We start from the raw sequence: 26,271 nt of genomic DNA on the forward strand, positions 1-26,271 counted from the left end.
CGCGTCACCGCCGGCCGCTCAGGTCCGCAGCGCGACCCGGTGGGCCCGCAGCAGGTCGAGCATCCGGTCGTGCGGCACCGCGTACCTGACGCGTCCCCTGACGCCGACGGTGGTGCGCGCCATGAACAGCGAGTTCAGCAGTGCCTCCTCCACGGCCTCCAGCACCGCCGCGAAGACCGGCTCCAGGTCGGACTCCGGCGCCGTCGGTGCCTGCGTGTCGGCGGTGGAGAACGCCAGGGCGTAGTCGCCGCTGCCGCCGGCGAAGTCCGAGCCGACGCGCGCCATGGCGAAGATGGCCCGGCGGGCGACGCGACCCAGCTGCCGCGCGTCGAGGCGGCCGTCCGTGGCGACCACGATGACGCAGGAGTTTCCCGGGTGCTCGGGCCGGCCGGGGCGCGACAAGGTCGGCACCCCCACCTGCTCGGGCCGGATCGGCACCCCGGACACCTGGAGCACGCCGGAGAAGTTGGACTGCACCAGCACGCCGACGGTGACGGTGCCACGGGACGTCGTGGCGAGCCGCGAGGACGTCCCGATGCCGGCCTTGAAGCCGAGGGCCGCCGTGCCCGTACCGGCGCCGACGGCGCCCTCCGCCGGCAGTCCACCGCGGGCCTCCGCCAGCGCGCCGAGGACGTGCTCCGCCCGCACCGGCCGCGCCCGGATGTCGGACAGGAACCCGTCGTTGGTCTCCGCCACCACCGGGTTCAGCGACTCGACCGTCTCCCGACCCGGCTGCCGGAGCATGTACGTGACCAGCGCGTCCGCGGCCCGGAACGTCGACAGCGTCGCGGTCAGCACCACGGGGGTCTCGATCTCGCCCAACTCGGCCACCTGGGTCGAACCGACCATCTTGCCGTGCCCGTTGCCCACGAACAGCCCCGCCGGCAGCGACCGGCGGGCGGTCAGCTGGTCCGGGACGACCGCCGTCACCCCGCTGCGGATGCTGTCCCCGTCGACCAGCGTCGTGTGGCCCACCCGTACGCCGGGCACGTCGGTGACGGCGTTCAGCGGTCCCGTCGGCAGCGTCCCGACGACGATGCCGAGGTCACGCCCACGGCGAGGCTCCTGCACGGCTTCCACTCCCTGACGGTCGACGGTGCTCTGCCGGGGCCGGGCGCGCGGGGCCCGCCGGGCGACCGCCCCGGACCCGGCGCAGCCGCCCACTCCGGCCCGAGGATCCGGCAGCCGGCGGTCGGGAGGCAAGCCCCGGGCGGTCAGCCCTCCACGGGTACGCGCAGCCGGCGGGTCGCCTCGGCGCGGTGGGCGTACTCGGCCGGGTCCTCGGGGTAGCCGACGGCGACCAGGGTGAGCCCGTGCGCCGGCGCCACGGTCACCTCGCTGGAGCGTTCCCGGCGGGTCAGCAGGCTGCCCGGCCACTCGACCGGCCGGCGCCCGTCCCCGGCGACCAGCATCGCGCCGACGAGGCTGCGCACCATCGCCTGGCAGAACGCGTCGGCCTGCACGGTGGCCACGAGGATCCCGTCCGGGTCCCGCCGCCAGTCCAGCCGGGTCACCTCGCGCAGCGTCGTGGCGTGCTCCTTGCGCCGGCAGTACGCGGCGAAGTCGTGCTCCCCCACCAGGCCCGCCGCGGCGGCGTTCAGCGCGGCCAGGTCCAGCGGCTTCGGCCAGGCCAGGATCTCGTGCCGGCGCAGCGGCTCGGCGCCCCACGGCGCGTCGGTCACGCGGTACTCGTAGCGGCGGAAGGTGGCCGAGAACCGGGCGTCGAAGTCGGCGGGCACCTCGGCCATCGCGCGTACCCGGACGTCGGTGGGGAGCAGCCGGGCCAGTCGGCGCAGCAGCCGTCCCCCGTGCTCCCGCCACACGGCGGTCGGCAGGTCGACGTGGCAGACCTGCCCGGTGGCGTGCACCCCGGCGTCGGTGCGGCCCGCCACGGTCAGGCCGGTCGCCGTACCCGCGCCGAGGACCAGGTCGAGGGTCTCCACGAGCACCCCGGCGACCGTGCGCCGGGTGGGCTGGGCGGCCCAGCCGGAGAAGCCCGACCCGTCGTACGCGACGTCCAGCCGCAGCCGGGTGCGCTCGTCCACTCGTACCTCCGCCTCACGGGGTCGGGCCCGGCACCCCACGAGGGGGTGCCGGGCCCGACGGTGGCCTGGATCAGGCCTTGTCGTTCTCGCCGGCCTCGTCGCTGTCCTCGCGGGCGGCGGCGGTGTCGCCGGACGCCGACACGGGCGCCTCGGCGTCCTGGTCGCCCGAGTTCGACTTCGGGGCCTCCTCGGCCGGGGCGAGCGCCTCGACCTTGTCCTGCTGCGCGGCCTTGCGGGCGGCGGTCTTCTTGTTCGCCTTCGGCTCGGCGACCTGAAGCTCCTCGACAAGCTCGATGATCGCCATCGGCGCGTTGTCACCCTTGCGCGGACCGGTCTTCACGATCCGGGTGTAGCCACCGTTGCGGGTGGCGAACCGCGGCGCGATCTGGTCGAACAGGGAGTAGACCACGTCCTTGTCCTTGACGACGCCCAGCACCCGCCGGCGGGACGCCAGGTCGCCACGCTTGGCCTTGGTGATGAGCTGCTCGGCCAGCGGACGCAGCCGCCGGGCCTTCGTCTCGGTGGTCTTGATCTTGCCGTGCTGGAACAGCGCAGTGGCCAGGTTGGCCAGCATCAGCCGCTCGTGCGCGGGGCTGCCGCCGAGGCGGGGGCCCTTGGTGGGCGTGGGCATGCTTGGTGCTCCTCAGGTGTGGCGGCAGCGCGGACTAGAGCTGCTCGGTCTCGCGATAGTCGTCGGTGTCGTAGTCGGCCTCGCCGAAGGCGTCCACGACGTGCGCCGGGTCGAAGTTCGGGGCCGAGTCCTTCAGCCCCAGACCCATCCCGGCGAGCTTCATCTTGACCTCGTCGATCGACTTCTGACCGAAGTTGCGGATGTCGAGGAGGTCGGCCTCGGTGCGCCCGATGAGCTCACCAACGGAGTTGATGCCCTCGCGCTTGAGGCAGTTGTAGGAGCGGACGGTCAGGTCCAGCTCCTCGATCGGCAGCGCCAGGTCGGCCGCGAGCTGGGCGTCCTGCGGGGACGGCCCGATGTCGATGCCCTCGGCGGTCTCGTCCAGCTCCCGGGCCAGACCGAACAGCTCCACCAGCGTCGAGCCGGCGGAGGCCAGCGCGGTACGCGGGCCCATCGACGGCTTGGTCTCGACGTCGATGATCAGCCGGTCGAAGTCGGTCCGCTGCTCGACACGGGTCGCCTCGACGCGGTACGTCACCTTCAGCACCGGCGAGTAGATCGAGTCGACCGGGATCCGGCCGATCTCGGCGCCGGCCTGCTTGTTCTGCGCCGCCGTGACGTAGCCGCGACCCCGCTCGACGGTCAGCTCCATGTCGAGCCGGCCCTTGCCGTTGAGGGTGGCGAGCTTCAGGTCCGGGTTGTGCACCGAGACACCGGCCGGCGGCTGGATGTCGCCCGCCGTCACGTCGCCCGGGCCCTGCTTGCGCAGGTACATGCTGACCGGCTCGTCGTGCTCGGAGCTGACGCACAGCTCCTTGATGTTCATGACGAGCTCGACCACGTCCTCCTTGACACCGGGGATCGTGGTGAACTCGTGCAGCACGCCGTCGATCTTGATCGAGGTGACCGCCGCACCCGGGATCGACGACAGCAGCGTGCGCCGCAGCGAGTTGCCCAGGGTGTAGCCGAAGCCCGGCTCCAGCGGCTCGATGGTGAACCGGGACCGGGTCTCGTTGATCGACTCCTCGGAGAGAGTCGGTCGCTGGCTGATGAGCATGTCTTCTCTTCTCTTCCGGGGCGCCCGCCATATGACGCCCACGACAAACTGTTCCGGTGGCCCGCCCCCGAAGGGCGGGCCACCGCAACGAGCTCCGACTACTTGGAGTAGAGCTCGACGATCAGCTGCTCCTGGACCTGCGTGTCGATGACCTGACGGGCCGGGAGCGAGTGCACGAGCACCTTCATCTGGCTGGGGATAGCCTCCAGCCACGCCGGAACCGACTTCGAGCCGGCCTCGGCCTGCGCCACGATGAACGGGGTGAGCTCCTTGCTCTTGCCCCGGACCTCGATGATGTCGTGCTCCTTGACGCGGTACGACGGGATGTCGACCTTCTTGCCGTTCACGTTGAAGTGACCGTGCTTGACGAGCTGGCGGGCCATGTCCCGGGACTTGGCGTAGCCGGCCCGGTAGACCACGTTGTCCAGCCGCGACTCGAGGATCTGCAGGAGGACCTCGCCGGTCTTGGCCTTCTTGCCCACGGCCTCCTCGTAGTAGCCGCGGAACTGCTTCTCCAGCACGCCGTACACGCGGCGGGCCTTCTGCTTCTCACGGAGCTGGAGCAGGTACTCCGTCTCCTTCGTGCGGCCGCGGCCGTGCTGCCCGGGCGGGAACGGCCGGGACTCGAACGGGCACTTCGGGCCATCGCACTTGCTGCCCTTGAGGAACAGCTTCATCTTCTCCCGCCGGCAACGGCGGCAGTCAGCACCGGTGTAACGAGCCATCTCTCTCTACCTCTCAGACCCGACGACGCTTGGGCGGACGGCATCCGTTGTGCGGCTGCGGCGTGACGTCGGAGATCTGTCCGACCTCGAGCCCGGCGGCCTGCAGCGAACGGATGGCGGTCTCCCGGCCGGAGCCGGGGCCCTTGACGAACACGTCGACCTTGCGCATGCCGTGCTCCATCGCCCGACGCGCGGCGGCCTCGGCGGCCAGCTGCGCGGCGAACGGGGTCGACTTGCGGGAGCCCTTGAAGCCCACCTGGCCCGAGGAGGCCCAGGAGATGACCGCACCGGTCGGGTCGGTGATCGACACGATGGTGTTGTTGAAGGTGCTCTTGATGTGCGCCTGCCCGTGGGCGACGTTCTTGCGTTCCTTGCGCCGGACCTTCTTGACGGCGGCTCCGGCACGAGCCTTCGGTGGCATAAGTCTGTGCGCTCCTATTACTTCTTGCCGGGCTTCTTCTTGCCGGCGACGGTCCGCTTCGGGCCCTTGCGGGTCCGCGCGTTGGTCTTGGTCCGCTGGCCACGCACGGGCAGGCCCCGGCGGTGCCGGATGCCGGCGTAGCAGCCGATCTCGACCTTGCGGCGGATGTCAGCGGCGACCTCGCGGCGCAGGTCGCCTTCAACCTTGTAGTTGCCCTCGATGTGGTTGCGGAGCTGGACCAGCTCCTCGTCCGTGAGGTCCCGGACGCGCTTGTCCGGCGAGATGCCGGTGGCAGAGAGCGTCTCCAGGGCCCGGGTGCGACCCACGCCGAAGATGTAGGTGAGCGCGATCTCCATCCGCTTCTCGCGGGGGAGGTCGACGCCGACTAGACGTGCCATGTGCGGGCGTACTCCTCGTGATGTTCTGGCGGAGGTGTGGACCCGTCCCACCCCGCTACCGACCGTTCCGCCACCGGCGTCGTGCGCCGGCGACCGGGTCGGTCGCTGCCCGAGCGGGCCCCGGCCTCCGACCGGGGGTCAACCACGATGAGGTACGCGACGCGCACCGCCCGCGGCTGGGACGAGCATGTGATTCGTTGTCTGGATCTGCGGCCCGGACCGATTTCGACCGACCGTTGTCACACGGTCGGCCGGAACTGGTTCAGCCCTGGCGCTGCTTGTGGCGCGGGTCGGTGCAGATGACCATGACCCGGCCGTGCCGACGGATGACCCGGCACTTGTTGCAGATCCTCTTGACGCTCGGCTTGACCTTCACGGTTGCCTTACTTCCCATCTGGCCCGACGACGCGCCGAGGCGCGACACCGGACGTCGAAGACGGACACGGGGACGTCCCGGCCGCCGTCAGGCTTACTTGTAGCGGTAGACGATGCGCCCGCGGGTCAGGTCGTACGGCGAGAGTTCGACGACGACCCGGTCCTCCGGCAGGATGCGGATGTAGTGCTGCCGCATCTTGCCGCTGATGTGAGCCAGCACCTTGTGGCCGTTCGCGAGCTCCACCCGGAACATGGCGTTCGGCAGGGGCTCGATGACCCGACCCTCGATCTCGATGGCTCCGTCTTTTTTCGGCATGTCCTCCGCTGTCCTGACGTCGGTTACTCCGGACGGCCCACAACGTCTTACACGGGCCACCGATCAAGATCAGATTGCCCGCGCCAGCCGCGGCTCCGGCTCCCACCGAAGCGCAGGGTGGGCATGCCGGAGTGGACGCTGTGCGCCGATCAGAAAGTGTACGCCCGCCTGCGGGCCGTCGCCAAACCGGCCGGGAATCGGTGCGTCGAACCGGACGGAAAGGGCCATTCAGGCCTCGACGTCGGCCCCGTCGCGCCGGCCTTCCGGCTGAGCCGCCGGCAGCCCCCGCTGCGCGGCCCGCCGCCGCGGCTCCCCGCCGACGAGGCCGGCGACCGTACGCACCACGAGCACCCCTCCCCACGGCCCGGCCACCCAGACGGGCCAGAAGTAGAGCAGATCCGTGGCGAGCGCGGACGTCACCGCCCACACGGTCACCACGATCGCGACCACCCGAAGGTACGGCAGCCACACCTCGGCCAGCCACCGGGCCGTCGCGGACGAGATCGCCGACGGCCGGACAGCCTCCGGCGGCGACGGGACGGTCTCCGGCCGCGTGGCGAGCTCCGACACCGCCGGGACGGCCGGCACCGGCAGGTCCACCACCAGCGCGTCCAACTCGCCGTACGTGCGCGAGGCGTACGCCCGTTGCAACCGCTCGTCGTACTCGTGCAGGTCCAGCCGGCCCTCGTCGACGGCCACCCGCAGCCGCTCCGCCACCGCCTGGCGGTCGGCGTCGGCGGCCCGCATCCCGTCGCGTCCCTGCATGCCCGCAAGCATGCCACCGCCCCACCAGCCGCTGCCCCTCCCGCCGCTCGGGGCCCGAGGCGCGGGCGGAGCCCGGCCGGGCACCCTGGGGGCGGCTGGTGCGCGCCTCAGCGGGTGGAAGGACGGGATGCGGGCAGCACCTGCGGGACGCTGCCGCGGGGCTCAGCGGGCCGGCGAGTCCGCGGGCTGCCGGGAGGTGACCAGCTCGCCCAGGCGGGCGCGCCCGCCGTCCGGCGCGGTCAGCACCCAGACGCCGTCCGGGAGCAGCGCCATCGTGTGCTCGACGTGCACCGCCATCGACCGGTCCCGGGTGATCACGGTCCAGCCGTCGGAGAGCTCGACCGTCCGGGGCGAGCCCATCGTGATCATCGGCTCGATCGCCAGCGCCATGCCCGGCACCAGGCGGGGGCCCTTGCCCGGCCGCCCGTGGTTGAGCACGTGCGGGTCCTGGTGCATCTCGGTGCCGATGCCGTGCCCGCCGTAGCCGTCGACGATGCCGTACCGCCCGCCCTTGCGGACCGCGTCCTCCACGGCGTGCGAGATGTCGGTGAGCCGGCCCTTGCCGCTGGCCGCGCCGCGGGCGGCCGCGGCGATGCCCGCCCACATGGCGTCCTCGGCCACTGCGGCCATCTTCAGCAGCGCCGGTTCGACCTCGCCCACGCCGACGGTGATGGCGGCGTCGCCGTGCCACCCGTCGAGCACCGCACCGCAGTCGATGGAGATCAGGTCGCCGTCGCGGAGCACCTGCTGCGCCGACGGGATGGCGTGCACGACCTGCTCGTTGACGGACGAGCAGATCGACGCGGGAAAGCCGTGGTAGCCCTTGAAGGAGGGGACGGCACCGGCCTCGCGGATGGTCGACTCGGCGATCGCGTCCAGGTCGGCGGTGCTGACCCCGGGGGCGACCGCCTCCCGCATCCGACGCAGCGCCTCGGCGACCACCAGCCCGGCGGCCCGCATCTTCTCGATCTGGTCAGGGGTCTTCAGCTGGATGTCCAGCTGGGGACGACGCATGGAGCCGTTACCTTTCGTTGCCGATGCCGAAGAGCGGGGCACGTCAGACGTACCCCGCTCTTCGCACTCTATCCGCCGGAAACCGGCGGGACGTCAGCCGCCGTACGACCGCAGGGCGTCGATGGCGCGGACGGTGACGTCCTCCACCGGGCCGGTGGCGTCGATGCCCACCAGCTTGCCCTGGGCGCCGTAGTAGTCGACAAGCGGCGCGGTCTTGTCCGCGTACTCGCGCAGGCGGGTGGCGATGGTTTCCGGCTTGTCGTCGTCGCGCTGGAACAGCTCGGCGCCACACCGGTCGCAGATGCCCTCACGCGAGGTGGCGTCGAACTCGACGTGCCAGATCTTGCCGCAGCCCCGGCAGGTACGCCGACCGGAGAGCCGCCGGATCACCTCGTCGTCGTCGACGACCAGCTCCAGCACCAGGTCCAGCGCGGTGCCCAGGTCGGCGAGGAGCTTGTCCAGCGCGGCGGCCTGCGGCGTCGTACGCGGGAAGCCGTCGAGCAGGAAGCCCTCGGAGGCGTCCGGCTCGGCGAGCCGGTCCCGCACCATGTTGATGGTGACCTCGTCGGGCACCAGCTCGCCGGCGTCCATGTAGCGCTTCGCCTCGACGCCGAGCGGGGTGCCCTGCGAGACGTTCGACCGGAAGATGTCGCCGGTCGAGATCTTCGGAACCGAGAGGTGCGCGGCGATGAACTCGGCCTGCGTGCCCTTGCCCGCCCCCGGCGGACCAACCAGAACGAGTCTCATCTACCGCAGGAACCCTTCGTAGTTCCGCTGCATGAGTTGGCTCTCGATCTGCTTCGTGGTCTCCAGACCGACGCCGACCATGATCAGCACAGCGGTGCCGCCGAACGGGAAGTTCAGGTACTGCTGCTTGTCCAGCCAGATGAAGAAGAAGTTCGGCAGGATCGAGATGATGCCCAGGTAGAGGGCGCCCGGCAGCGTGATCCGGCTGAGGATGAAGTCGAGGTAGTCGGCGGTCGGCTTGCCGGGGCGGATACCCGGCACGAAGCCGCCGTACTTCTTCATGTTGTCCGCGACCTCGGTCGGGTTGAACGTGATCGAGACGTAGAAGTACGTGAAGAAGATGATCAGCAGGAAGTAGACCGCGATGTAGATCGGGCTGGTCGGGTCCACCAGGTTGTTCTGGATCCACGCCTGCGTCTTGCCCGGGTTGTTCTGGTCGAAGAACTGCAGCGCCAGCTGGGGCAGGTAGAGCAGCGAGGAACCGAAGATGACGGGGATGACACCCGCCTGGTTGACCTTCAGCGGGATGTAGGTCGAGGTGCCGCCGTACATCCGCCGGCCGATCATGCGCTTGGCGTACTGCACCGGGATCCGGCGCTGCGCCTGCTCGATGAAGGTGACCGCGGTGATGACCACCAGGACCAGCGCGATGACGAGCAGGAACTTGCCCCAGCCGCCGGTCTGCTTGATCTGCCAGCCCTCGCTGGGGAGCCGGGCGGCGATCGAGGTGAAGATCAGGACGGACATGCCGTTGCCGACGCCCCGGTCGGTGATCAGCTCACCGAGCCACATCACCACGCCGGTGCCGGCGGTCATCGTCATGACCAGGAGGCTCAGCGTCAGCCAGTCCGGGATGCCGGTCCCCTCGGGGATGATCGGGAACTGGTCGCACTGGTTGTTGAAGAGCTGCCCGGAGCGGGCCAGCGCCACGAACGCCGACGCCTGGAGGACACCCAGGCCCAGGGTCAGGTAGCGGGTGTACTGGGTGATCTTCGCCTGGCCGGCCTGGCCCTCCTTGCGGAGCTGCTCCAGCCGGGGGATCACCACGGTCAGCAGCTGCAGGATGATCGACGCTGTGATGTAGGGCATGATGCCCAGCGCGAAGACCGAGAGCTGCAGCAGCGCGCCGCCGGAGAAGAGGTTGAGCAGGTTCATCACGCCCGTGGAGCCGTTCTCCATGGCGTCGATGCACTTCTGGACGTTGCCGTACGAGACACCCGGGCTGGGCAGCGTCGCCCCGAGCCGGTAGACCGCGATGATGCCTACTGTGAACAGCAGCTTCTTGCGCAGGTCAGGCGTACGGAACGCACTGAGAAAGGCGGACAGCAACTTCTTCCTCCTGCGCGAGGCGGGCCGCCGGTGATCCCTGGCGGGGCGGGTTGGGTGCCGGGCGAGTGCCCGATATCCATGGCTGGGAAGGGACTCTAACAGCCCGATCCCCGTCCGGGCAGATGTGCCCGGCTACATAAACCGAATCCGATGTTACCCGGCGCACACATGCCAGGCAGACCATGGCGCCCGCCCAGTTTCGACAACTGAGCGGGCGCCACGGGTCGTGCAGCCCTTACAGCTCGGTGACGGAGCCACCGGCGGCGGTGATCTTCTCCTTGGCCGACGCGCTGAACGCGTGCGCCGACACCTGGAGAGCGACCCCGCCCAGGTCCCCGGTGCCGAGGACCTTGACCGGGTGGCCCTTGCGGACCGCGCCGGCCTCGACCAGCTCGAGCGGGCCGACCTGGCCGCCGTTCGGGAACAGCTCGGCGAGCCGGTCCAGGTTGACCACCTGGAAGACCACCTTGAACTTGTTCTTGAAGCCCTTCATCTTCGGCAGGCGCATGTGGATGGGCATCTGCCCACCCTCGAACGCCGCCGAGATGTTCTTGCGGGCCTTGGAACCCTTGGTACCGCGACCGGCGGTCTTGCCCTTGGAGCCCTCACCGCGACCCACGCGGGTCTTCGCGGTCTTGGCACCGGGCGCCGGGCGCAGGTGGTGGACCTTGATCGTCATTACTCGACCTCCTCGACCTTCACGAGGTGGTTGACCGTGAAGATCATGCCGCGGATCTCCGGACGGTCCTCCTTGACCACCACGTCGTTGATCCGCTTGAGACCGAGCGAACGCAGCGAGTCACGCTGGTTCTGCTTGGTCCCGATCCCGGACCGGACCTGGGTGACCTTCAGGCGAGCCATCAGGAAGCCACCCCCGCCCGCGACGCCAGCATGGCGGCCGGCGCGACGTCCTCGACCGGCAGGCCACGACGGGCGGCGACGGCCTCGGGGGACTCGAGCCCCTTCAGCGCCGCCACGGTGGCGTGCACGATGTTGATCGGGTTCGACGAACCGAGGCTCTTGGAGAGCACGTCGTGGATACCCGCGCACTCCAGCACGGCACGTACCGGACCACCGGCGATGACACCCGTACCGGCGGAAGCCGGCTTGAGCAGCACCACACCGGCCGCGGCCTCACCCGTCACCGGGTGCGGGATCGACGAGGCGATCCGCGGCACCTTGAAGAAGTGCTTCTTGGCCTCCTCGACACCCTTGGCGATCGCCGCGGGCACCTCCTTGGCCTTTCCGTAGCCCACACCGACGGTGCCGTCGCCGTCGCCCACGATCACCAGGGCGGTGAAGCTGAAGCGACGACCACCCTTCACGACCTTGGCGACGCGGTTGATCGCGACGACCCGCTCGAGGTGCGGGGTCTTCTCGACGGGCGCGTTTCCGCGGCCGCCCTCACGGCGGTTGTCGCGGCGACCACCCTCGTTGCCACCGGACCCGCCGCCACGGCGCTGTTGACCTGGCATCAGCAGCCTTCCTTCTCTCTCGTGACGGGGTTTCTAGAACTCGAGCCCGGCTTCGCGGGCGGCGTCGGCAAGCGCGGCGACCCGCCCCGCGTACCGGTTGCCACCGCGGTCGAAGACGACCTTGGAGACGCCGGCGGCCTTGGCCCGCTCGGCGAGCAGGGCGCCGACCTTGCCGGCCAGGGCGCTCTTGTCGCCCTCCGCGCCCCGCAGCGAGGCGTCCAGGGTCGAGGCCGACGCCAGGGTGTGACCCTTGGTGTCGTCCACGATCTGGGCGACGATGTGCCGCAGGGAGCGGGTGACCACGAGGCGGGGACGCTCGGCGGTGCCGCTGACGTTCTTGCGGACCCGGAAGTGCCGGCGCGCACGCCCGACGGCACGCTTGGCGGCGACGCCGCGGCGGCGCTTGAGCAGCGTGGCGCTCACTTCTTACCTGCCTTTCCAGCCTTGCGGCGGATGACCTCGCCCTGGTACTTCACGCCCTTGCCCTTGTAGGGCTCCGGCGGGCGGATCTTCCGGATGTTGGCGGCAACCTCACCGACGAGCTGCTTGTCGATGCCGGCCACGTGGAACAGCGTCGGCTTCTCCACCGTGAAGGTGATGCCGGCGGGCGCCGCCACGTGCACCGGGTGCGAGAACCCGAGCGCGAACTCCAGGTCCTGGCCCTTGGCGGTCACGCGGTAACCGGTGCCGGCGATCTCCAGGCTCTTGCGGTAGCCCTCGGTGACGCCGACGATCATGTTGGCGACCAGGGTACGGCTGAGGCCGTGCAGTTCCTTGGCCTTGCGCTCGTCGTTCGGGCGGTTGACGTTCAGCTGCCCGTCCTCGGCCCGGTCGATCGTGATCGGCTCGGCCAGGGTGTGCGAGAGCTCGCCCTTCGGGCCCTTGACCTTGACGGTCTGCCCGTCGATCGTGATGTCGACGCCGGCTGGCACCGGGATCGACTTACGTCCAATACGCGACATTTCTACCTGTCTCCCGTTACCAGACGAAGGCGAGGACTTCCCCGCCAACGCTCCGCTTGCGGGCCTGCCGGTCGGTGAGCAGCCCCTGGGACGTCGAAATGATCGCCACGCCCAGCCCGCCGAGCACCCGCGGGAGCCCGTCCGACTTGGCGTAAACCCGCAGACCGGGCTTGGACACTCGCTTGATGCCGGCCAGGCTCCGCTCCCGGTTCTGGCCGTACTTCAGCTCGACGACCAGTCGCTTGCCGACGGCGCCCTCCTCGGGCTCCTCGACCGACCAGGTGGCGATGTAGCCCTCGGCCTTGAGGACCTCGGCGATGTTCGCCTTGATCTTCGAGTAGGGCATCGTCACCCGGTCGTGGTACGCCTGGTTGGCGTTACGCAGACGCGTGAGCATGTCTGCGATCGGGTCGGTCATCGTCATGGATTTCGTCAGCCTTTCTCGCCGGGGTTCCCGGGGCCTTCCGCCCCGGGCCTACGGCGAAGAGCAATACGTGATCGGTGCAAGGGGCCCCGGCCTCGCGGCCGGGACGCGGTCGCCCTTACCAGGAAGCCTTGGACACGCCCGGCAGCTCACCGCGGTGGGCCATCTCCCGGATGCAGACCCGGCAGAGACCGAACTTGCGGTAGACCGCCTTGGGACGCCCGCACCGCTGGCAGCGGGTGTACGCGCGAACCGAGAACTTCGGCTTCGCGGCCGCCTTGTGGATCAGCGCCTTCTTGGCCATCTCAGTTCTCCTTGAACGGGAAGCCCAGGAGCTTGAGCAGCGCCCGGCCCTCGTCGTCGGTCGTGGCGGTCGTGACCACCGTGATGTCCATGCCCCGCTGCCGATCGATCTTGTCCTGGTCGATCTCGTGGAACACCGACTGCTCGGTCAGACCGAACGTGTAGTTGCCGTGCCCGTCGAGCTTGCGCCCGTCCAGGCCCCGGAAGTCGCGGATACGCGGCAGCGCGATCGACAGCAGCCGGTCCAGGAACTCCCACATCCGGTCGCCGCGGAGGGTCACCTTCGCGCCGATCGGCATGCCCTCGCGGAGCTTGAACTGCGCGATGGACTTGGTCGCCCGCCGCACCTGCGGCTTCTGGCCGGTGATGGTGGCCAGGTCCCGGACGGCGCCGTCGATCAGCTTGGCGTCCCGGGCGGCCTCGCCGACACCCATGTTGACGACGATCTTGACCAGCCGCGGCACCTGCATGGGGTTGCCGTACTTGTGCTGCTCCTGCAGCTGCGCCACGATCTCGTTGCGGTACCGCTCCTTGAGGCGCGGCGTGGTCTTGGTTTCGGTAGCCGTGGTCATCACAGGTCCTTACCGGTGCTACGCGCGATGCGGACCTTCTGGCCGTTTTCGTCGATCCGGTAACCGACGCGGGTCGGCTTGCCGTCGGAGTCCAGGACCTGCACGTTCGAGACGTGGATCGGGGCCTCCTGGGTGACGATGCCACCGGTCTTGGCGCCACGCTGAGTGGTGCTGATGCGGGTGTGCTTCTTGACCCGGTTCACGCCCTCGACCAGGACCTTGTCCTGCCGCGGGTAGGCCGCGATGACCTTGCCCTTGGCACCCTTGTCCTTGCCGGCGATGACGACGACCGTGTCGCCCTTCTTGACCTTCACGGTCACAACACCTCCGGCGCGAGAGAGATGATCTTCATGAACCGCTTGTCCCGCAGCTCCCGACCCACCGGGCCGAAGATACGGGTACCGCGCGGGTCCCCGCCGTCCTTGATGATGACGGCGGCGTTCTCGTCGAAGCGGATGTACGAACCGTCCGGCCGCCGCCTCTCCTTGGCGGTGCGAACGACGACGGCCTTGACGACGTCGCCCTTCTTCACACCGGCACCTGGGATCGCGTCCTTGACGGTGGCCACGATGACGTCGCCGATGCTCGCGTAGCGCCGACCGGAGCCACCGAGAACCCGGATGCACAGGATCTCCCGGGCACCCGTGTTGTCGGCGACGCGCAGTCGCGACTCCTGCTGAATCACGTCTATCTCCTATGTCTGCCGGTTCTCCGGTCGCGCACGGCGGCCGGAGCCTGGCGGAACCCGCGCCCGACTGACGCCGGGCGAGCTCGAGCCTTCGCTACTTGGCCTTTTCCAGGATCTCCACGAGCCGCCACCGCTTCGTGGCGGACAGCGGCCGGGTCTCCATGATCAGGACCCGGTCGCCGATGCCGGCGGTGTTCTGCTCGTCGTGCACCTTCAACTTGCTGGTACGGCGCATGATCTTGCCGTACAGCGCGTGCTTGACCCGGTCCTCGACCTCGACGACGACGGTCTTTTCCATCTTGTCGCTGACCACGAGGCCCTCACGCACCTTGCGGCGGGCCCGCGCGGCGGCGGTGGTGTTCTCGCTCATGATGCAGTCACCTCAGTCGGCGCGGCCGAGAGACCCAGCTCGCGCTCACGCATGATCGTGTAGATCCGGGCGATCTCCCGACGGATGACCTGCAGCCGCCGGTTGTTGTCCAGCTGGCCGGTCGCGGCCTGCACGCGGAGGTTGAACAGCTCCGCCTTGGCCTCGCGCAGCTTCGTGACCAGCTCCTCCTCGGAGAGCTCACGCAGCTCGGAGGCCTTAACGCCCGCTGCCATCAGGATTCACCCACTTCGCGCGTAACAATGCGGCACTTCATCGGGAGCTTGTGGATCGCGCGACGCATCGCCTCTCGCGCGATCTGCTCGTTGGGGAAGGACATCTCGAAGAGAACCCGCCCCGGCTTGACGTTGGCGACCCACCACTCGGGCGAACCCTTACCGGAACCCATCCGGGTTTCCGCCGGCTTCTTGGTGAGAGCCTGGTCCGGGAAGATCGTGATCCAGACCTTGCCACCACGCTTGATGTGGCGGGTCATCGCGATACGCGCCGACTCGATCTGGCGGTTCGTCACGTACGCCGGCTCGAGAGCCTGGATCCCGAACTCGCCGAACACCACCCGGTTACCACCCTTGGACGCGCCACTGCGGTCCGGGTGGTGCGGCTTGCGGAAGCCCTTCGGGGGCTTGCGCGGCATCAGCATCTGTCAGCCCTCCTGCTGCGTTTCTGCCGCGGCGGCGACGGCGGCGGGATCCACCGCGTCCCCACTCGGCGTCTCGGCCTGCTGCGCGATGGTCGTCGCGGCGGCGGCCCGGCCGGCCTCGGTACCGCCGGCGGTCGTGCCGGACGAGCCGGACCGGCCACGGCGCGGCCGCTCGGGGCGGTCGCCACGGTCACGGCGCGGACGCGACGGCGCCTCGGCCGGAGTCTCCCGACCCGGCACCGCGTCGCCCTTGTAGATCCAGACCTTCACGCCGATCCGGCCGAAGCTCGTACGGGCCTCGAAGAAGCCGTACTCGATGTTGGCCCGCAGCGTGTGCAGCGGGACCCGGCCCTCGCGGTAGAACTCGGTCCGGCTCATCTCGGCGCCGCCGAGACGACCCGAGACCTGGACCCGGATGCCCTTGCAGACCGGGTTCTTCATCGCGGACTGCATGGCCTTGCGCATCGCCCGACGGAAGCTGACCCGGCTGGAGAGCTGCTCGGCCACACCCTGTGCGACGAGCTGCGCGTCCGACTCGGGGTTCTTCACCTCGATGATGTTCAGCTGGACCTGCTTGCCGGTCAGCTTCTCGAGCTCGCCGCGGATCCGGTCGGCCTCCGCGCCCTTACGGCCGATGACGATGCCCGGCCGGGCGGTGTGGATGTCGACGCGGACCCGGTCCCGGGTGCGCTCGATGTCGACCTTGGAGATGCCGGCGCGCTCGAGGCCCTTGGACATCATGCGGCGGATCTTGACGTCCTCGCCGATGTAGTCCTTGTAGAGCTTGTCCGCGAACCAGCGGGACTTCCAGTCGGTCGAGATGCCGAGCCGGAACCCGTGCGGGTGAACCTTCTGACCCATTACTCGGCGCCCTCCGTCTTGCTCTGCGTCTCGGCCGTCTCGGCCGGCTCCGCCTGCTTCGCCGGGGCCGCCTTCTTCGCGGCCGCCTTCTTCGGCGCGGCCGGCGCCACCGCCTCGACCGCGACGGTGATGTGGCAGGTGCGCTTGCGGATCCGGTACGCCCGGCCCTGCGCCCGCGGCTGGAACCGCTTCATGGTCGGGCCCTCGTCCACGAACGCCTCGCTGACGAGCAGCGCGTCGGGGTCCAGCCGCTCGTTGTTCTCCGCGTTGGCGATCGCGCTAGCGAGCACCTTGTACACCTGCTCGCTCGCAGCCTGCGGCGCGAACTGCAGCACCGTGAGCGCCTCCTTCGCGGGCAGGCCGCGGACGAGGTTGACCACCCGGCGCGCCTTCATCGGCGAGATGCGCACGTGCCGCGCAACCGCCCGCGCGCCCGGAAGCACCGGAGCGTCGCCCTTTCCTGGCATCGCTGTAACCCCTTGTTCCTCTATCCGTATGCCCGCGGCGTCAGCGCCGACGGCTCTTCCGGTCGTCCTTCTCGTGACCCTTGAACGTGCGGGTCAGCGCGAACTCGCCGAGCTTGTGCCCGACCATCGCCTCAGTCACGAACACGGGGACGTGCTTGCGTCCGTCGTGCACGGCGATCGTGTGGCCCAGCATCTCGGGGATGATCGTCGAGCGCCGCGACCAGGTCTTGATGACGTTCTTCGAGCCCTTGTCGTTCTGCGTCTCCACCTTCTTGAGCAGGTGGTCGTCGATGAACGGGCCCTTCTTCAGGCTGCGAGGCATGTCTTATCTCCCTCAGCCGCGCTTACGCGTGGCGTAGCGGCGGCGGACGATCAGCCGGTCACTCGGCTGGCCCTTACGACGGGTGCGGCCCTCGGGCTTACCCTGCGGGTTGACCGGGTGGCGACCACCGGAGGTCTTACCCTCACCACCACCGTGCGGGTGGTCGACCGGGTTCATGGCGACACCACGGACGGTCGGGCGCTTGCCCTTCCAGCGCATGCGGCCGGCCTTGCCCCAGTTGATGTTCGACTGGTCGGCGTTGCCGATTTCGCCGATGCTGGCGCGGCAGCGGACGTCGACCCGCCGGATCTCGCCGGACGGCATGCGCAGGGTCGCGTAGACGCCCTCACGGCCGAGCAGCTGGATGCCGACGCCGGCCGAGCGGGCCAGCTTGGCGCCGCCGCCCGGACGCAGCTCCACGTTGTGGATCGTGGTACCGACCGGGATGTTGCGCAGCGGCAGGTTGTTGCCCGGCTTGATGTCGGCACCGGGACCCGACTCGACGCGGTCGCCCTGCTTCAGGTCCTTCGGCGCGATGATGTAGCGCTTCTCGCCGTCGGCGTAGTGCAGCAGCGCGATGCGCGCGGTGCGGTTCGGGTCGTACTCGATGTGGGCGACCTTCGCCGGCACGCCGTCCTTGTCGACCCGCTTGAAGTCGATCAGACGGTACTGGCGCTTGTGACCGCCACCGTGGTGCCGCGTGGTGATCCGGCCGTGGGCGTTACGCCCGCCCTTCTTCGGCAGCGGAGCCAGCAGCGACTTCTCGGGCGTCGACCGGGTGATCTCAGCGAAGTCGGCGACGCTGGAGCCACGCCGGCCCGGCGTCGTCGGCTTGTACTTACGGATAGCCATTGTCTACACCCCTCAGCTGACCGGGCCGCCGAAGGCCTCGATACGGTCACCGTCAGCCAGCTTCACGATCGCCCGCTTGGTGGCCTTACGCTGCCCGAAACCGGTCTTGGTCCGCTTGCGCTTGCCCTGGCGGTTGAGCGTGTTGACCGTCAGGACGCGGACGTCGAAGATCTGCTGGATCGCGATCTTGATCTCGGTCTTGTTCGCGTCCGGGTGCACCAGGAAGGTGTACCAGTTGCGGTTCAGCTCGCTGTAGCTCTTCTCCGAGACGACCGGCGCCACGATGATGTCGCGCGGGTCGGCGATCGTGCTCACTTGCCACCCTCCTCGGTGGTCTCGGCGGGAACACCCAGGAACTCGTCCAGGGCGTCCTTGGTGAAGACCACGTCGTCGGCCACCAGCACGTCGTACGTGTTGAGCTGGCCGGCCTCGATCAGGTGCACCCGCGGCTCGTTGCGCAGCGACACCCAGTTCAGCTCGTCGGTGCTGCTCAGCACGACCAGGACCCGGCGGGCCTCGGTCAGCTTCGCCAGCGTGGCCAGGGCGGCCTTGGTCGACGGCTTCTCGCCCGAGACGAACGCCTCGACGACGTGCACCTGCCCGGCGCGGGCCCGGTCGGAGAGGGCGCCACGCAGGGCGGCGGCCTTCATCTTCTTCGGGGTCCGCTGGCTGTAGTCGCGCGGCACGGGGCCGTGCACGACGCCACCGCCGGCGAACTGCGGCGCGCGGATCGAGCCCTGCCGGGCGCGACCGGTGCCCTTCTGCTTGTACGGCTTCTTGCCGCCACCGGCGACCTCGCCGCGGGTCTTGACCTTGTGCGTGCCCTGCCGGGCCGCCGCGAGCTGAGCCACCACGACCTGGTGCATCAGCGCGACGTTGGCCTGGACGTCGAAGATGTCGGCGGGCAGCTCGACGGAGCCGCTCTTGGAGCCTTCGACGGTGAGGACGTCAACGGTGGTCACTTGGCCGCACCGCCCTTCTTCGCCTTGGTCTTGGCCGCGGTACGGACCAGGACCAGCGCGCCCTTGGGGCCGGGAATGGCGCCACGGACGAGCAGGAGGTTGTTCTCGGTGTCGACCGCCTGGACGGTCAGGTTCTGGACGGTGTAGCGCACGCCACCCATCCGGCCGGCCATCCGGGTGCCCTTGAAGACACGACCCGGGGTGGCGCAGGCGCCGATGGAGCCCGGCGAGCGGTGCTTGCGCTCGACACCGTGGCTGGCGCGCAGACCGTGGAAGCCGTGCCGCTTCATCGGGCCGGCGTAGCCCTTGCCCTTGGTCTTGCCGGTCACGTCGATCGACATGCCCGCCGGGAACTGCTCGACCGTGACCTCCTGGCCCAGCGAGTAGTCGGCGGCATCGCTCGTGCGCAGCTCGACGATGTGGCGACGCGGCGCGACGTCGGCCTTCGCGTAGTGCCCGCTGATCGGCTTCTTGACCTTGCGCGGGTCGATCGTGCCGTACGCCAGCTGGACCGCGGAGTAACCGTCCTTGTCGGCGCTACGAACCTGGCTGATGACGCACGGGCCGGCCTCGACCACGGTCACCGGGACAACACGGTTGTTGTCCCAGACCTGGGTCATGCCGAGCTTTGCGCCCAGGATCCCCTTGACTTGCCTGTCCATTTGTCCGGTCCCTACAGCTTGATCTCGATGTCGACGCCAGCCGGCAGGTCGAGGCGCATGAGCGAGTCGACCGTCTTCGGGGTCGGGTCGATGATGTCGATCAGCCGCTTGTGCGTGCGCATCTCGAAGTGCTCGCGCGAGTCCTTGTACTTGTGCGGCGAGCGGATAACGCAGAAACGGTTGATCTCCGTGGGCAGCGGCACCGGGCCCGCGACCTGCGCCCCGGTACGCGTCACCGTCTCGACGATCTTCCGAGCCGAGGAGTCGACGACCTCGTGGTCATAGGCCTTGAGCCGGATGCGGATCTTCTGTCCCGCCATGGTGGCTTCTGTTCCTTCTCTCGATGCCGCTGTGTTGCGGGCGCCTGTACCGGCTGGCACAGGCCCACTTCGCCGACCCCCGCGGTCGGGCGTGTCGCGCCCTCGGGCCAGGCTCCGCCCCGGGACTCCGGAGCGACTCTGACCGCGCGGTGGGTCAAGGCGCCGATCGCACTACCGCGACCTGAACGCCGTGCGAGGGTGGTTGGCGGACTGGCCGCCAACCACCCTACGCTCGACTGCTCTGCCACCCGGAGGTTCAGCGAAAGCCGAACACAGGCAGCGAACTGTCGTTACGCAACCTGACTAGTATGCCGCACGACCGGCGGCGGGTCTAATCGGGGTTACCTAGCTCACTTGATGATCTTGGTGACGAACCCGGCGCCGACGGTGCGGCCACCCTCGCGGATCGCGAACTTGAGGTTCTCCTCCATGGCGATGGGCTGGATCAGCTTCACCGTCATGGTGGTGTTGTCACCCGGCATGACCATCTCGGTGCCCTCGGGGAGGGTGACGACACCGGTGACGTCCGTGGTCCGGAAGTAGAACTGCGGACGGTAGTTCTGGAAGAACGGGGTGTGCCGGCCGCCCTCCTCCTTGGAGAGGATGTAGACCGTCGCCTCGAACTCCGTGTGCGGGGTCGTGGTGCCCGGCTTGATGACGACCATGCCGCGCTCGACGTCCTCGCGCTTGATGCCACGCAGCAGCAGACCGACGTTCTCGCCCGCGCGGGCCTCGTCGAGCAGCTTGCGGAACATCTCGATGCCGGTGCAGGTGGTCTTCATCGACTTCTCGCGGATGCCGACGATCTCCACCTCCTCGTTCGGCTTGAGCACGCCACGCTCGGCGCGGCCCGTGACGACCGTGCCACGACCGGTGATCGTGAAGACGTCCTCGATCGGCATGAGGAACGGCTTCTCGGTCTCGCGCTCCGGCTGCGGGATCGCGGTGTCGACCGCGGTCATCAGGTCCAGCAGCTTGCCGGTCCACTCGGGGTCACCCTCGAGGGCCTTCAGCGCGGAGACCCGGACGACCGGCAGGTCGTCACCCGGGTAGTCCTGGTTCGACAGCAGCTCACGAACCTCGAGCTCGACGAGCTCCAGGAGCTCCTCGTCGTCGACCATGTCGCTCTTGTTGAGCGCCACGACGATGTACGGCACGCCGACCTGGCGGGCCAGCAGCACGTGCTCGCGGGTCTGCGGCATCGGGCCGTCGGTCGCCGCGACCACCAGGATCGCGCCGTCCATCTGGGCGGCACCGGTGATCATGTTCTTGATGTAGTCGGCGTGACCGGGGCAGTCGACGTGCGCGTAGTGCCGCGCCTCGGTCTGGTACTCGACGTGCGCGATGGAGATCGTGATGCCGCGGGCCTTCTCCTCCGGCGCCTTGTCGATCTCGTCGAACGGCGTGTACGGGTTCAGGTCCGGGTACTGGTCGTGCAGGACCTTGGTGATGGCCGCCGTCAGCGTCGTCTTACCGTGGTCGATGTGACCAATGGTGCCGATGTTGACGTGCGGCTTAGTCCGCTCGAACTTCGCCTTCGCCACTGGGTCCTCCTGTGGACTTCTTGGTTCGTTCGCCCCGGCGCGCCGGTCGGCGCTTAGGACTCTGTCGACAGCCTTTCCGGCCTGACGGCCGGAGAGCTTTGGTGGGTTCTGCGGCGATGAAGCCTACAGGCCCGGTCTCACGCATCCCGACCGAGGTGGCCGCGGGCGGGGAGCACCCTCCCGCGACCGCCCCGGATCATCGATCACTTCAGGTGAGGGTCACTCACCCGTCGCCTTGGCGATGATCTCCTTCGCGACCGAGGACGGGACCTCGGCGTAGGAGTCGAACTGCATGCTGTAGCTAGCCCGGCCCTGGGTCTTCGACCGCAGGTCGCCGACGTAGCCGAACATCTCCGACAACGGCACCAGAGCCTTGACGACGCGGGCGCCGCTGCGCTCCTCCATCGCCTGGATGATGCCGCGGCGGGAGTTGAGGTCGCCGATGACGTCACCCATGTTCTCCTCAGGAGTGGTGACCTCAACGGCCATCATCGGCTCGAGGAGCGCGGGGTCGGCCTTGCGGGCCGCCTCCTTCATCGCCATCGAGCCGGCGATCTTGAATGCCATTTCCGACGAGTCGACCTCGTGGTACTGACCGTCCACCAGGGTGAGCTTGACGCCCACCAGGGGGAAGCCGGCGAGGATGCCGTACTGCATGGCGTCCTGCGCGCCCGCGTCCACCGACGGGATGAACTCCCGGGGGATGCGGCCACCGGTCACCGCGTTGGCGAACTCGTAGGTCGGGGCGTCGTTGCCCAGCGGCAGCGGCTCCAGGCTGATGATCACCCGGGCGTACTGGCCGGAACCACCGGTCTGCTTCTTGTGGGTGTACTCGACCTTCTCCACCTTGCGGCGGATGGTCTCGCGGTACGCCACCTGCGGCTTGCCGATGTTGGCCTCGACGTTGAACTCGCGGCGCATCCGGTCGACCAGGATGTCCAGGTGCAGCTCGCCCATGCCGGAGATGACCGTCTGGCCGGTCTGGTCGTCCAGCTTGACGCGGAAGGTCGGGTCCTCCTCGGCCAGCCGCTGGATGGCGGTGCTGAGCTTCTCCTGGTCGGCCTTGGTCTTCGGCTCGATGGCGACCTCGATGACCGGCTCCGGGAAGGTCATCGACTCCAGGATGACCGGGTTCGCCGGGTCGCACAGCGTGTCACCGGTGGTGGTCTGCTTCAGACCCTGCACCGCGATGATGTCGCCAGCCTGGGCCGAGCTGCGCTCTTCCCGCTTGTTGGCGTGCATCTGGTAGATCTTGCCGATCCGCTCCTTGCGGTCCTTGGTGGAGTTGACCACCTGGGATCCGGACTCGAGCGTGCCGGAGTAGATCCGGACGTAGGTGAGCTTGCCGAGGTGCTTGTCCGTCTGGATCTTGAAGGCGAGGCCCGAGAACGGCTCCGACTTGGACGGCTTGCGCTGCAGCGGCGTCTCGCCGTCGGTGGCCGTGCCCTCGATCGCCGGGATGTCCAGCGGCGACGGCAGGTACGCGACGACCGCGTCGAGCATCGGCTGGATGCCCTTGTTCTTGAAGGCGGTGCCGGTGAGGACCGGGTTGGCCTTGCCGTCGATGGTGGCCCGGCGGATGGCGGCCTTGATCTCCTCGACGGAGATCTCCTCGCCCTCCAGGTACTTCTCCATCACCGCGTCGTCGACGTCGGCCAGGGTTTCCATCAGCTTCTCGCGCCACTCGGCGGCGGAGTCGGCGAGGTCGGCCGGGATCTCCTCGATCGCGTAGTCCTCACCCTTCTGCGTCTCGCCGCGCCAGGTGAGGGCCCGCATCTCGACCAGGTCGACCACGCCGATGAAGTCGGACTCGGCGCCGATCGGGATCTGGAGGACCAGCGGGGTGGCGTTGAGCCGGTCGATCATCATCTGCACGCAGCGGAAGAAGTCGGCACCGGTCCGGTCGAGCTTGTTGACGAAGCACATCCGGGGGACGTTGTACTTGTCCGCCTGCCGCCAGACGTTCTCCGTCTGCGGCTCCACGCCGGCGACACCGTCGTAGACCGCTACCGCGCCGTCCAGCACCCGCAGCGACCGCTCGACCTCGACCGTGAAGTCGACGTGGCCGGGCGTGTCGATGATCTGGATCGTGTGGCCCTTCCACTCACACTTGGTAGCAGCGGAGGTGATGGTGATACCACGCTCCTGCTCCTGCTCCATCCAGTCCATGACGGCACCGCCCTCGTGGACCTCACCGATCTTGTACGTGATGCCGGTGTAGAACAGGATCCGCTCGGTGGTGGTGGTCTTACCGGCATCGATGTGGGCCATGATGCCGATGTTGCGTACGTTGGCGAGCGCGTCTGCGGCGGCCACTTCAATCCCTACTTATCGTCGTCTCGACACAACTGGTGGCGGTTCCGGCGCCACGAGGGCGCCGGAACCAGGGTGTTACCAGCGGTAGTGCGCGAAGGCCTTGTTGGACTCGGCCATCTTGTGCGTGTCCTCGCGCCGCTTGACGGCGGCACCGAGGCCGTTGCTCGCGTCCAGCAGCTCGTTCATCAGCCGCTCGATCATGGTCTTCTCGCGACGTGCGCGGGAGTAGGTGACCAGCCAGCGCAGGCCCAGGGTGGTCGCCCGGGCGGGGCGGACCTCGACCGGGACCTGGTAGGTGGCGCCACCGACGCGGCGGCTGCGCACCTCGAGGGTCGGCTTGACGTTGTCCATCGCCCGCTTGAGGGTGACGACCGGGTCGGTGCCGGACTTCTCGCGGCAGCCCTCGAGGGCGGCGTAGACGATGCGCTCGGCGAGCTGACGCTTACCGCGCAGGAGGATCTTGTTCACCAACTGGGTGACCAGCGGCGAGTTGTACACCGGGTCAGCGACCAGCGGCTTCCGCGGAGCGGGTCCCTTACGCGGCATGTCAGCTCTTCTCCTTCTTCGCGCCGTAACGGCTGCGCGCCTGCTTGCGGTTGCGGACACCCTGGGTGTCCAGCGAACCGCGGACGATCTTGTAACGCACGCCGGGGAGGTCCTTCACCCGGCCGCCGCGGACGAGCACGATCGAGTGCTCCTGCAGGTTGTGGCCGACGCCCGGGATGTAGGCGGTCACCTCGATCTGGCTGCTGAGCTTGACACGAGCGACCTTGCGCAGCGCCGAGTTCGGCTTCTTCGGGGTGGTGGTGTACACGCGGGTGCACACGCCGCGCCGCTGAGGGGAACCCTTCAGCGCCGGGGTCTTGGTCTTACTCGTCTTAGCCTGGCGGCCCTTTCGGACCAGCTGCTGGATCGTGGGCACCGGGTTTCTCCGCTCCCTTCGGCCGCCTGGTGGCGGCCGCACCGTCTGCCGTAGCCGACCTGATGGTCGACTCTCCTACATTCCGACCAGGGCCACCTCGCGATGGTCCCGGCACCCGCGGTCGGGCGTGTCGCCCAGCTCACGGCCCCGCCGCCGACGCTCGCGCGTGCCGACGGGGTCTTGCACCGGCGCACGGCAGGCCGCGCGCCGGATCTTTGGCTTTGTCGTGCTCCCACGCGATCTCCGGCTCACCGGATCCAGCGCACGCACGAGTTGCCCGGGCTTGCCCGGGCACAAGGGGAAAGAGTACCTACCACAACCGCACAGGTCAAAACGGAGCGGCCGGCGGAGCGTCCACCGCCTGCCGATCGAACCCGTCGCGCCTACCCGCCCGTGGTGGGCACCTACGGATCCAAGTGTACCGGCTTCCCCACGGAGCGGCCCGTCGACCCCGTCACGGCCGCCGTCACGTCCCACGGCCGGGCGCGGGCGTCACCCGAGCGTCAGCAGCAACGCCAGCCCCAGGCCGAGCAGGCTGAGCAGCAGCCCCGCCCCGCCACAGCCGACCCCGGCCATCGCCAGGCCCCGCCCGGTGAACCGGACCGCCGGCGGGGCGGCCGGGCGGCGGATCTGCCGCATCCCCAGCAGGCCGGCCACGACGGCGCCCGCGCCGGCCAGCACACCCAGCACGGTGAAGGCGCCGGCCGCCCAGGCGCCGCCCACGCCGCCGACCGCGCCGATACAGATCACCAGCATCGCGACCAGCGTCGAGACGATCCCGGCCACCAGCGAACCCACGGCCAGGCCGGAGGTGACCGGCGGCACGTCGAGGTGCACCACCCCGAAGGGCGTGCCCGCGACCGGGTCGACCCGCTTCGGCGGCCGGGCGGCCTCGCGCGGTGGCGGGGGCGGGGCGAGCGGGCCCGGACCCCAGCCCGGAGCCGGCGACGGGCCCGTTCCCGCGGGCGAGCTCCCCCACAGGGACGCCGACGACGGGCCCGGGTCCCCACCGCCGGGCGAGGCACCCCAGGGCGACGCCGACGACGGGCCCGGGTCCCCTCCCCCGGCCGGGGGGCTCCAGGGCGACGCCGGCGGCGGGTACCCCGGCGCGACGGACGCGGTGCCCGCGTCGGGTCGCGCCCACTGCGGCCCGCCGGGCGGGGCGTCGGGATTCGTGGCGGGGGGCGCCACGGGATCGCCGCCCGGGTAGCGCGCCGGTTCCGTCACGGGTCCTCCTGTCGACGTCTCGGCGTCCACCGCCGCGCGACGGACACCGGGCCAGGCTACCGCCGCCGGCCCCACGGCCCGCGCCCGGCGCGGGACCCGTTCCCCTCGGGCGGCCGGTCAGTCCATGTTCGGTGCGAAGTCCTGCCCGTATGGCGTGTCGGCGAGCCGGACCACCCCGAGCACCACCGCGGCCACCACGCTGACGGCGACGAGCACCAGGCCCGTCCAGGCCAGCCGCTCCCCCCGCCGCAGCCAGGCCGCGCCGGTCAGGAAACCCCCCGAGGCGTACGCCTCCCGGCGCGCCTGGCGGGCGAGCTGGAGCGCCACCGTGGCCGGCACCACGCCGCCGATGAACAGGCCGGTCAACGCGCCGATCAGGCCGAGTGCGAAGACCGCCCGTGCCTTGGTGGCCCGGGCCGGGTCCGGGTCGAGCGGATGGCGGGGCAGCCCCGGCTGGGCGACGGGCGCCTGCCCGGGTGCGGTCGTCATGCCTCCATCATGCCCCGGCCCGCTGCGCCGCGGCGCCCGCACGGGCCACCCG

40 protein-coding genes are annotated in these 26,271 nt (G+C 69.6%); all 40 read right to left on the reverse strand.

Annotated features, from left to right (window positions below; all coding sequences use genetic code 11):
• Positions 1-18 precede the first annotated feature (18 nt).
• The gene (locus tag AB0883_RS05830) at positions 19-1,071 is read right to left on the reverse strand and encodes a P1 family peptidase (protein WP_366639764.1); all 1,053 of its coding nucleotides are present in this window, start codon (positions 1,069-1,071) and stop codon (positions 19-21) included.
• A gap of 143 nt (positions 1,072-1,214) precedes the next feature.
• Positions 1,215-2,045: a tRNA pseudouridine(38-40) synthase TruA gene (gene truA / locus AB0883_RS05835; protein WP_366639766.1), complete on the reverse strand. Its 831-nt coding sequence runs from the start codon at positions 2,043-2,045 to the stop codon at positions 1,215-1,217.
• Positions 2,046-2,115: 70 nt separating this feature from the next.
• Positions 2,116-2,676, reverse strand: a complete 561-nt coding sequence (gene rplQ, locus AB0883_RS05840) for a 50S ribosomal protein L17 (RefSeq protein ID WP_366639767.1) — start codon at positions 2,674-2,676, stop codon at positions 2,116-2,118.
• 34 nt (positions 2,677-2,710) lie between these two features.
• The gene (locus tag AB0883_RS05845) at positions 2,711-3,733 is read right to left on the reverse strand and encodes a DNA-directed RNA polymerase subunit alpha (RefSeq protein WP_013735931.1); all 1,023 of its coding nucleotides are present in this window, start codon (positions 3,731-3,733) and stop codon (positions 2,711-2,713) included.
• Between the two features lie 98 nt (positions 3,734-3,831).
• Positions 3,832-4,458 carry a 30S ribosomal protein S4 gene (gene rpsD / locus AB0883_RS05850; protein ID WP_121399881.1) on the reverse strand — a complete coding sequence of 209 codons (627 nt, stop codon included), beginning with the start codon at positions 4,456-4,458 and terminating at the stop codon, positions 3,832-3,834.
• 13 nt (positions 4,459-4,471) lie between these two features.
• Positions 4,472-4,879 (reverse strand): 30S ribosomal protein S11, encoded by a 408-nt coding sequence (gene rpsK, locus AB0883_RS05855; protein ID WP_014440747.1) that lies wholly within the window; start codon positions 4,877-4,879, stop codon positions 4,472-4,474.
• A 17-nt stretch (positions 4,880-4,896) separates the two neighbouring features.
• Complete coding sequence (rpsM, locus tag AB0883_RS05860) at positions 4,897-5,277, reverse strand: 30S ribosomal protein S13 (RefSeq protein ID WP_088998365.1); 381 nt, start codon at positions 5,275-5,277, stop codon at positions 4,897-4,899.
• A 262-nt stretch (positions 5,278-5,539) separates the two neighbouring features.
• The gene (rpmJ, locus tag AB0883_RS05865) at positions 5,540-5,653 is read right to left on the reverse strand and encodes a 50S ribosomal protein L36 (RefSeq protein WP_012184307.1); all 114 of its coding nucleotides are present in this window, start codon (positions 5,651-5,653) and stop codon (positions 5,540-5,542) included.
• Positions 5,654-5,746: 93 nt separating this feature from the next.
• On the reverse strand, positions 5,747-5,968 hold the full coding sequence (gene infA / locus AB0883_RS05870; protein WP_007073013.1) for a translation initiation factor IF-1: 222 nt from the start codon (positions 5,966-5,968) through the stop codon (positions 5,747-5,749).
• Between the two features lie 228 nt (positions 5,969-6,196).
• Positions 6,197-6,733 carry a DUF1707 domain-containing protein gene (locus AB0883_RS05875; protein WP_366639770.1) on the reverse strand — a complete coding sequence of 179 codons (537 nt, stop codon included), beginning with the start codon at positions 6,731-6,733 and terminating at the stop codon, positions 6,197-6,199.
• Between the two features lie 162 nt (positions 6,734-6,895).
• Complete coding sequence (gene map / locus AB0883_RS05880) at positions 6,896-7,747, reverse strand: type I methionyl aminopeptidase (protein ID WP_121399883.1); 852 nt, start codon at positions 7,745-7,747, stop codon at positions 6,896-6,898.
• A gap of 93 nt (positions 7,748-7,840) precedes the next feature.
• Positions 7,841-8,494, reverse strand: a complete 654-nt coding sequence (locus tag AB0883_RS05885; RefSeq protein ID WP_091627746.1) for an adenylate kinase — start codon at positions 8,492-8,494, stop codon at positions 7,841-7,843.
• Positions 8,495-9,823 (reverse strand): preprotein translocase subunit SecY, encoded by a 1,329-nt coding sequence (gene secY, locus AB0883_RS05890; RefSeq protein ID WP_121399884.1) that lies wholly within the window; start codon positions 9,821-9,823, stop codon positions 8,495-8,497.
• A 235-nt stretch (positions 9,824-10,058) separates the two neighbouring features.
• The gene (gene rplO / locus AB0883_RS05895; RefSeq protein ID WP_121399885.1) at positions 10,059-10,502 is read right to left on the reverse strand and encodes a 50S ribosomal protein L15; all 444 of its coding nucleotides are present in this window, start codon (positions 10,500-10,502) and stop codon (positions 10,059-10,061) included.
• Positions 10,502-10,684 carry a 50S ribosomal protein L30 gene (rpmD, locus tag AB0883_RS05900; protein WP_074314584.1) on the reverse strand — a complete coding sequence of 61 codons (183 nt, stop codon included), beginning with the start codon at positions 10,682-10,684 and terminating at the stop codon, positions 10,502-10,504. Before rpmD ends, rplO begins: the two co-directional genes overlap by 1 nt.
• Entirely contained in the window at positions 10,684-11,298 is a 615-nt protein-coding gene (rpsE, locus tag AB0883_RS05905; RefSeq protein ID WP_007073019.1) for a 30S ribosomal protein S5, read from the reverse strand. The genes rpmD and rpsE overlap by 1 nt, the downstream gene beginning before the upstream one ends.
• Before the next feature lie 33 nt (positions 11,299-11,331).
• Positions 11,332-11,709: a 50S ribosomal protein L18 gene (rplR, locus tag AB0883_RS05910; protein ID WP_172894548.1), complete on the reverse strand. Its 378-nt coding sequence runs from the start codon at positions 11,707-11,709 to the stop codon at positions 11,332-11,334.
• An 8-nt stretch (positions 11,710-11,717) separates the two neighbouring features.
• The gene (gene rplF, locus AB0883_RS05915; protein WP_121399887.1) at positions 11,718-12,260 is read right to left on the reverse strand and encodes a 50S ribosomal protein L6; all 543 of its coding nucleotides are present in this window, start codon (positions 12,258-12,260) and stop codon (positions 11,718-11,720) included.
• 16 nt (positions 12,261-12,276) lie between these two features.
• Positions 12,277-12,684, reverse strand: coding sequence for a 30S ribosomal protein S8 (rpsH, locus tag AB0883_RS05920; protein WP_013288624.1), 408 nt, complete (start codon positions 12,682-12,684; stop codon positions 12,277-12,279).
• A 118-nt stretch (positions 12,685-12,802) separates the two neighbouring features.
• Positions 12,803-12,988 carry a type Z 30S ribosomal protein S14 gene (locus tag AB0883_RS05925; protein WP_088998358.1) on the reverse strand — a complete coding sequence of 62 codons (186 nt, stop codon included), beginning with the start codon at positions 12,986-12,988 and terminating at the stop codon, positions 12,803-12,805.
• A gap of 1 nt (position 12,989) precedes the next feature.
• On the reverse strand, positions 12,990-13,559 hold the full coding sequence (gene rplE, locus AB0883_RS05930) for a 50S ribosomal protein L5 (protein WP_121399888.1): 570 nt from the start codon (positions 13,557-13,559) through the stop codon (positions 12,990-12,992).
• Positions 13,559-13,879, reverse strand: a complete 321-nt coding sequence (gene rplX / locus AB0883_RS05935) for a 50S ribosomal protein L24 (RefSeq protein ID WP_172896341.1) — start codon at positions 13,877-13,879, stop codon at positions 13,559-13,561. Before rplX ends, rplE begins: the two co-directional genes overlap by 1 nt.
• A complete protein-coding gene (gene rplN, locus AB0883_RS05940) occupies positions 13,876-14,244 on the reverse strand; it encodes a 50S ribosomal protein L14 (protein ID WP_007465279.1) in 369 nt (122 codons plus the stop codon). The genes rplX and rplN overlap by 4 nt, the downstream gene beginning before the upstream one ends.
• A gap of 97 nt (positions 14,245-14,341) precedes the next feature.
• A complete protein-coding gene (gene rpsQ, locus AB0883_RS05945; RefSeq protein ID WP_088998356.1) occupies positions 14,342-14,617 on the reverse strand; it encodes a 30S ribosomal protein S17 in 276 nt (91 codons plus the stop codon).
• Positions 14,614-14,850, reverse strand: a complete 237-nt coding sequence (rpmC, locus tag AB0883_RS05950) for a 50S ribosomal protein L29 (protein WP_007073028.1) — start codon at positions 14,848-14,850, stop codon at positions 14,614-14,616. The genes rpsQ and rpmC overlap by 4 nt, the downstream gene beginning before the upstream one ends.
• The gene (gene rplP, locus AB0883_RS05955) at positions 14,850-15,275 is read right to left on the reverse strand and encodes a 50S ribosomal protein L16 (RefSeq protein ID WP_007465292.1); all 426 of its coding nucleotides are present in this window, start codon (positions 15,273-15,275) and stop codon (positions 14,850-14,852) included. The genes rpmC and rplP overlap by 1 nt, the downstream gene beginning before the upstream one ends.
• Positions 15,276-15,278: 3 nt before the next feature.
• Positions 15,279-16,136 carry a 30S ribosomal protein S3 gene (rpsC, locus tag AB0883_RS05960; RefSeq protein ID WP_088998355.1) on the reverse strand — a complete coding sequence of 286 codons (858 nt, stop codon included), beginning with the start codon at positions 16,134-16,136 and terminating at the stop codon, positions 15,279-15,281.
• Entirely contained in the window at positions 16,136-16,603 is a 468-nt protein-coding gene (gene rplV, locus AB0883_RS05965; RefSeq protein WP_091627711.1) for a 50S ribosomal protein L22, read from the reverse strand. Before rplV ends, rpsC begins: the two co-directional genes overlap by 1 nt.
• A 40-nt stretch (positions 16,604-16,643) precedes the next feature.
• A complete protein-coding gene (rpsS, locus tag AB0883_RS05970) occupies positions 16,644-16,925 on the reverse strand; it encodes a 30S ribosomal protein S19 (RefSeq protein ID WP_088647003.1) in 282 nt (93 codons plus the stop codon).
• Positions 16,926-16,937: 12 nt separating this feature from the next.
• On the reverse strand, positions 16,938-17,777 hold the full coding sequence (rplB, locus tag AB0883_RS05975) for a 50S ribosomal protein L2 (protein ID WP_088998353.1): 840 nt from the start codon (positions 17,775-17,777) through the stop codon (positions 16,938-16,940).
• Between the two features lie 12 nt (positions 17,778-17,789).
• Positions 17,790-18,092, reverse strand: coding sequence for a 50S ribosomal protein L23 (rplW, locus tag AB0883_RS05980; protein WP_088998352.1), 303 nt, complete (start codon positions 18,090-18,092; stop codon positions 17,790-17,792).
• Entirely contained in the window at positions 18,089-18,739 is a 651-nt protein-coding gene (gene rplD, locus AB0883_RS05985; protein WP_101412800.1) for a 50S ribosomal protein L4, read from the reverse strand. The genes rplW and rplD overlap by 4 nt, the downstream gene beginning before the upstream one ends.
• The gene (gene rplC / locus AB0883_RS05990; protein ID WP_366639777.1) at positions 18,736-19,401 is read right to left on the reverse strand and encodes a 50S ribosomal protein L3; all 666 of its coding nucleotides are present in this window, start codon (positions 19,399-19,401) and stop codon (positions 18,736-18,738) included. The genes rplD and rplC overlap by 4 nt, the downstream gene beginning before the upstream one ends.
• 11 nt (positions 19,402-19,412) lie before the next feature.
• Entirely contained in the window at positions 19,413-19,721 is a 309-nt protein-coding gene (gene rpsJ / locus AB0883_RS05995) for a 30S ribosomal protein S10 (RefSeq protein WP_007073037.1), read from the reverse strand.
• A 350-nt stretch (positions 19,722-20,071) separates the two neighbouring features.
• Complete coding sequence (tuf, locus tag AB0883_RS06000; RefSeq protein ID WP_088998349.1) at positions 20,072-21,265, reverse strand: elongation factor Tu; 1,194 nt, start codon at positions 21,263-21,265, stop codon at positions 20,072-20,074.
• A 219-nt stretch (positions 21,266-21,484) separates the two neighbouring features.
• On the reverse strand, positions 21,485-23,581 hold the full coding sequence (gene fusA / locus AB0883_RS06005) for an elongation factor G (RefSeq protein ID WP_366639779.1): 2,097 nt from the start codon (positions 23,579-23,581) through the stop codon (positions 21,485-21,487).
• 75 nt (positions 23,582-23,656) lie between these two features.
• Positions 23,657-24,127 (reverse strand): 30S ribosomal protein S7, encoded by a 471-nt coding sequence (gene rpsG / locus AB0883_RS06010; RefSeq protein ID WP_077938296.1) that lies wholly within the window; start codon positions 24,125-24,127, stop codon positions 23,657-23,659.
• A gap of 1 nt (position 24,128) precedes the next feature.
• Positions 24,129-24,503, reverse strand: coding sequence for a 30S ribosomal protein S12 (gene rpsL / locus AB0883_RS06015; protein WP_014440718.1), 375 nt, complete (start codon positions 24,501-24,503; stop codon positions 24,129-24,131).
• 492 nt (positions 24,504-24,995) lie between these two features.
• The gene (locus AB0883_RS06020) at positions 24,996-25,343 is read right to left on the reverse strand and encodes a hypothetical protein (RefSeq protein WP_366639781.1); all 348 of its coding nucleotides are present in this window, start codon (positions 25,341-25,343) and stop codon (positions 24,996-24,998) included.
• A 504-nt stretch (positions 25,344-25,847) separates the two neighbouring features.
• Positions 25,848-26,219, reverse strand: a complete 372-nt coding sequence (locus AB0883_RS06025; protein ID WP_121399892.1) for a hypothetical protein — start codon at positions 26,217-26,219, stop codon at positions 25,848-25,850.
• Between the last annotated feature and the right edge of the window lie 52 nt (positions 26,220-26,271).

It is taken from the genome of Micromonospora sp. NPDC047812 (genome assembly GCF_040704175.1).
In the GTDB taxonomy this organism is placed as follows: Bacteria; Actinomycetota; Actinomycetes; order Mycobacteriales; family Micromonosporaceae; genus Micromonospora.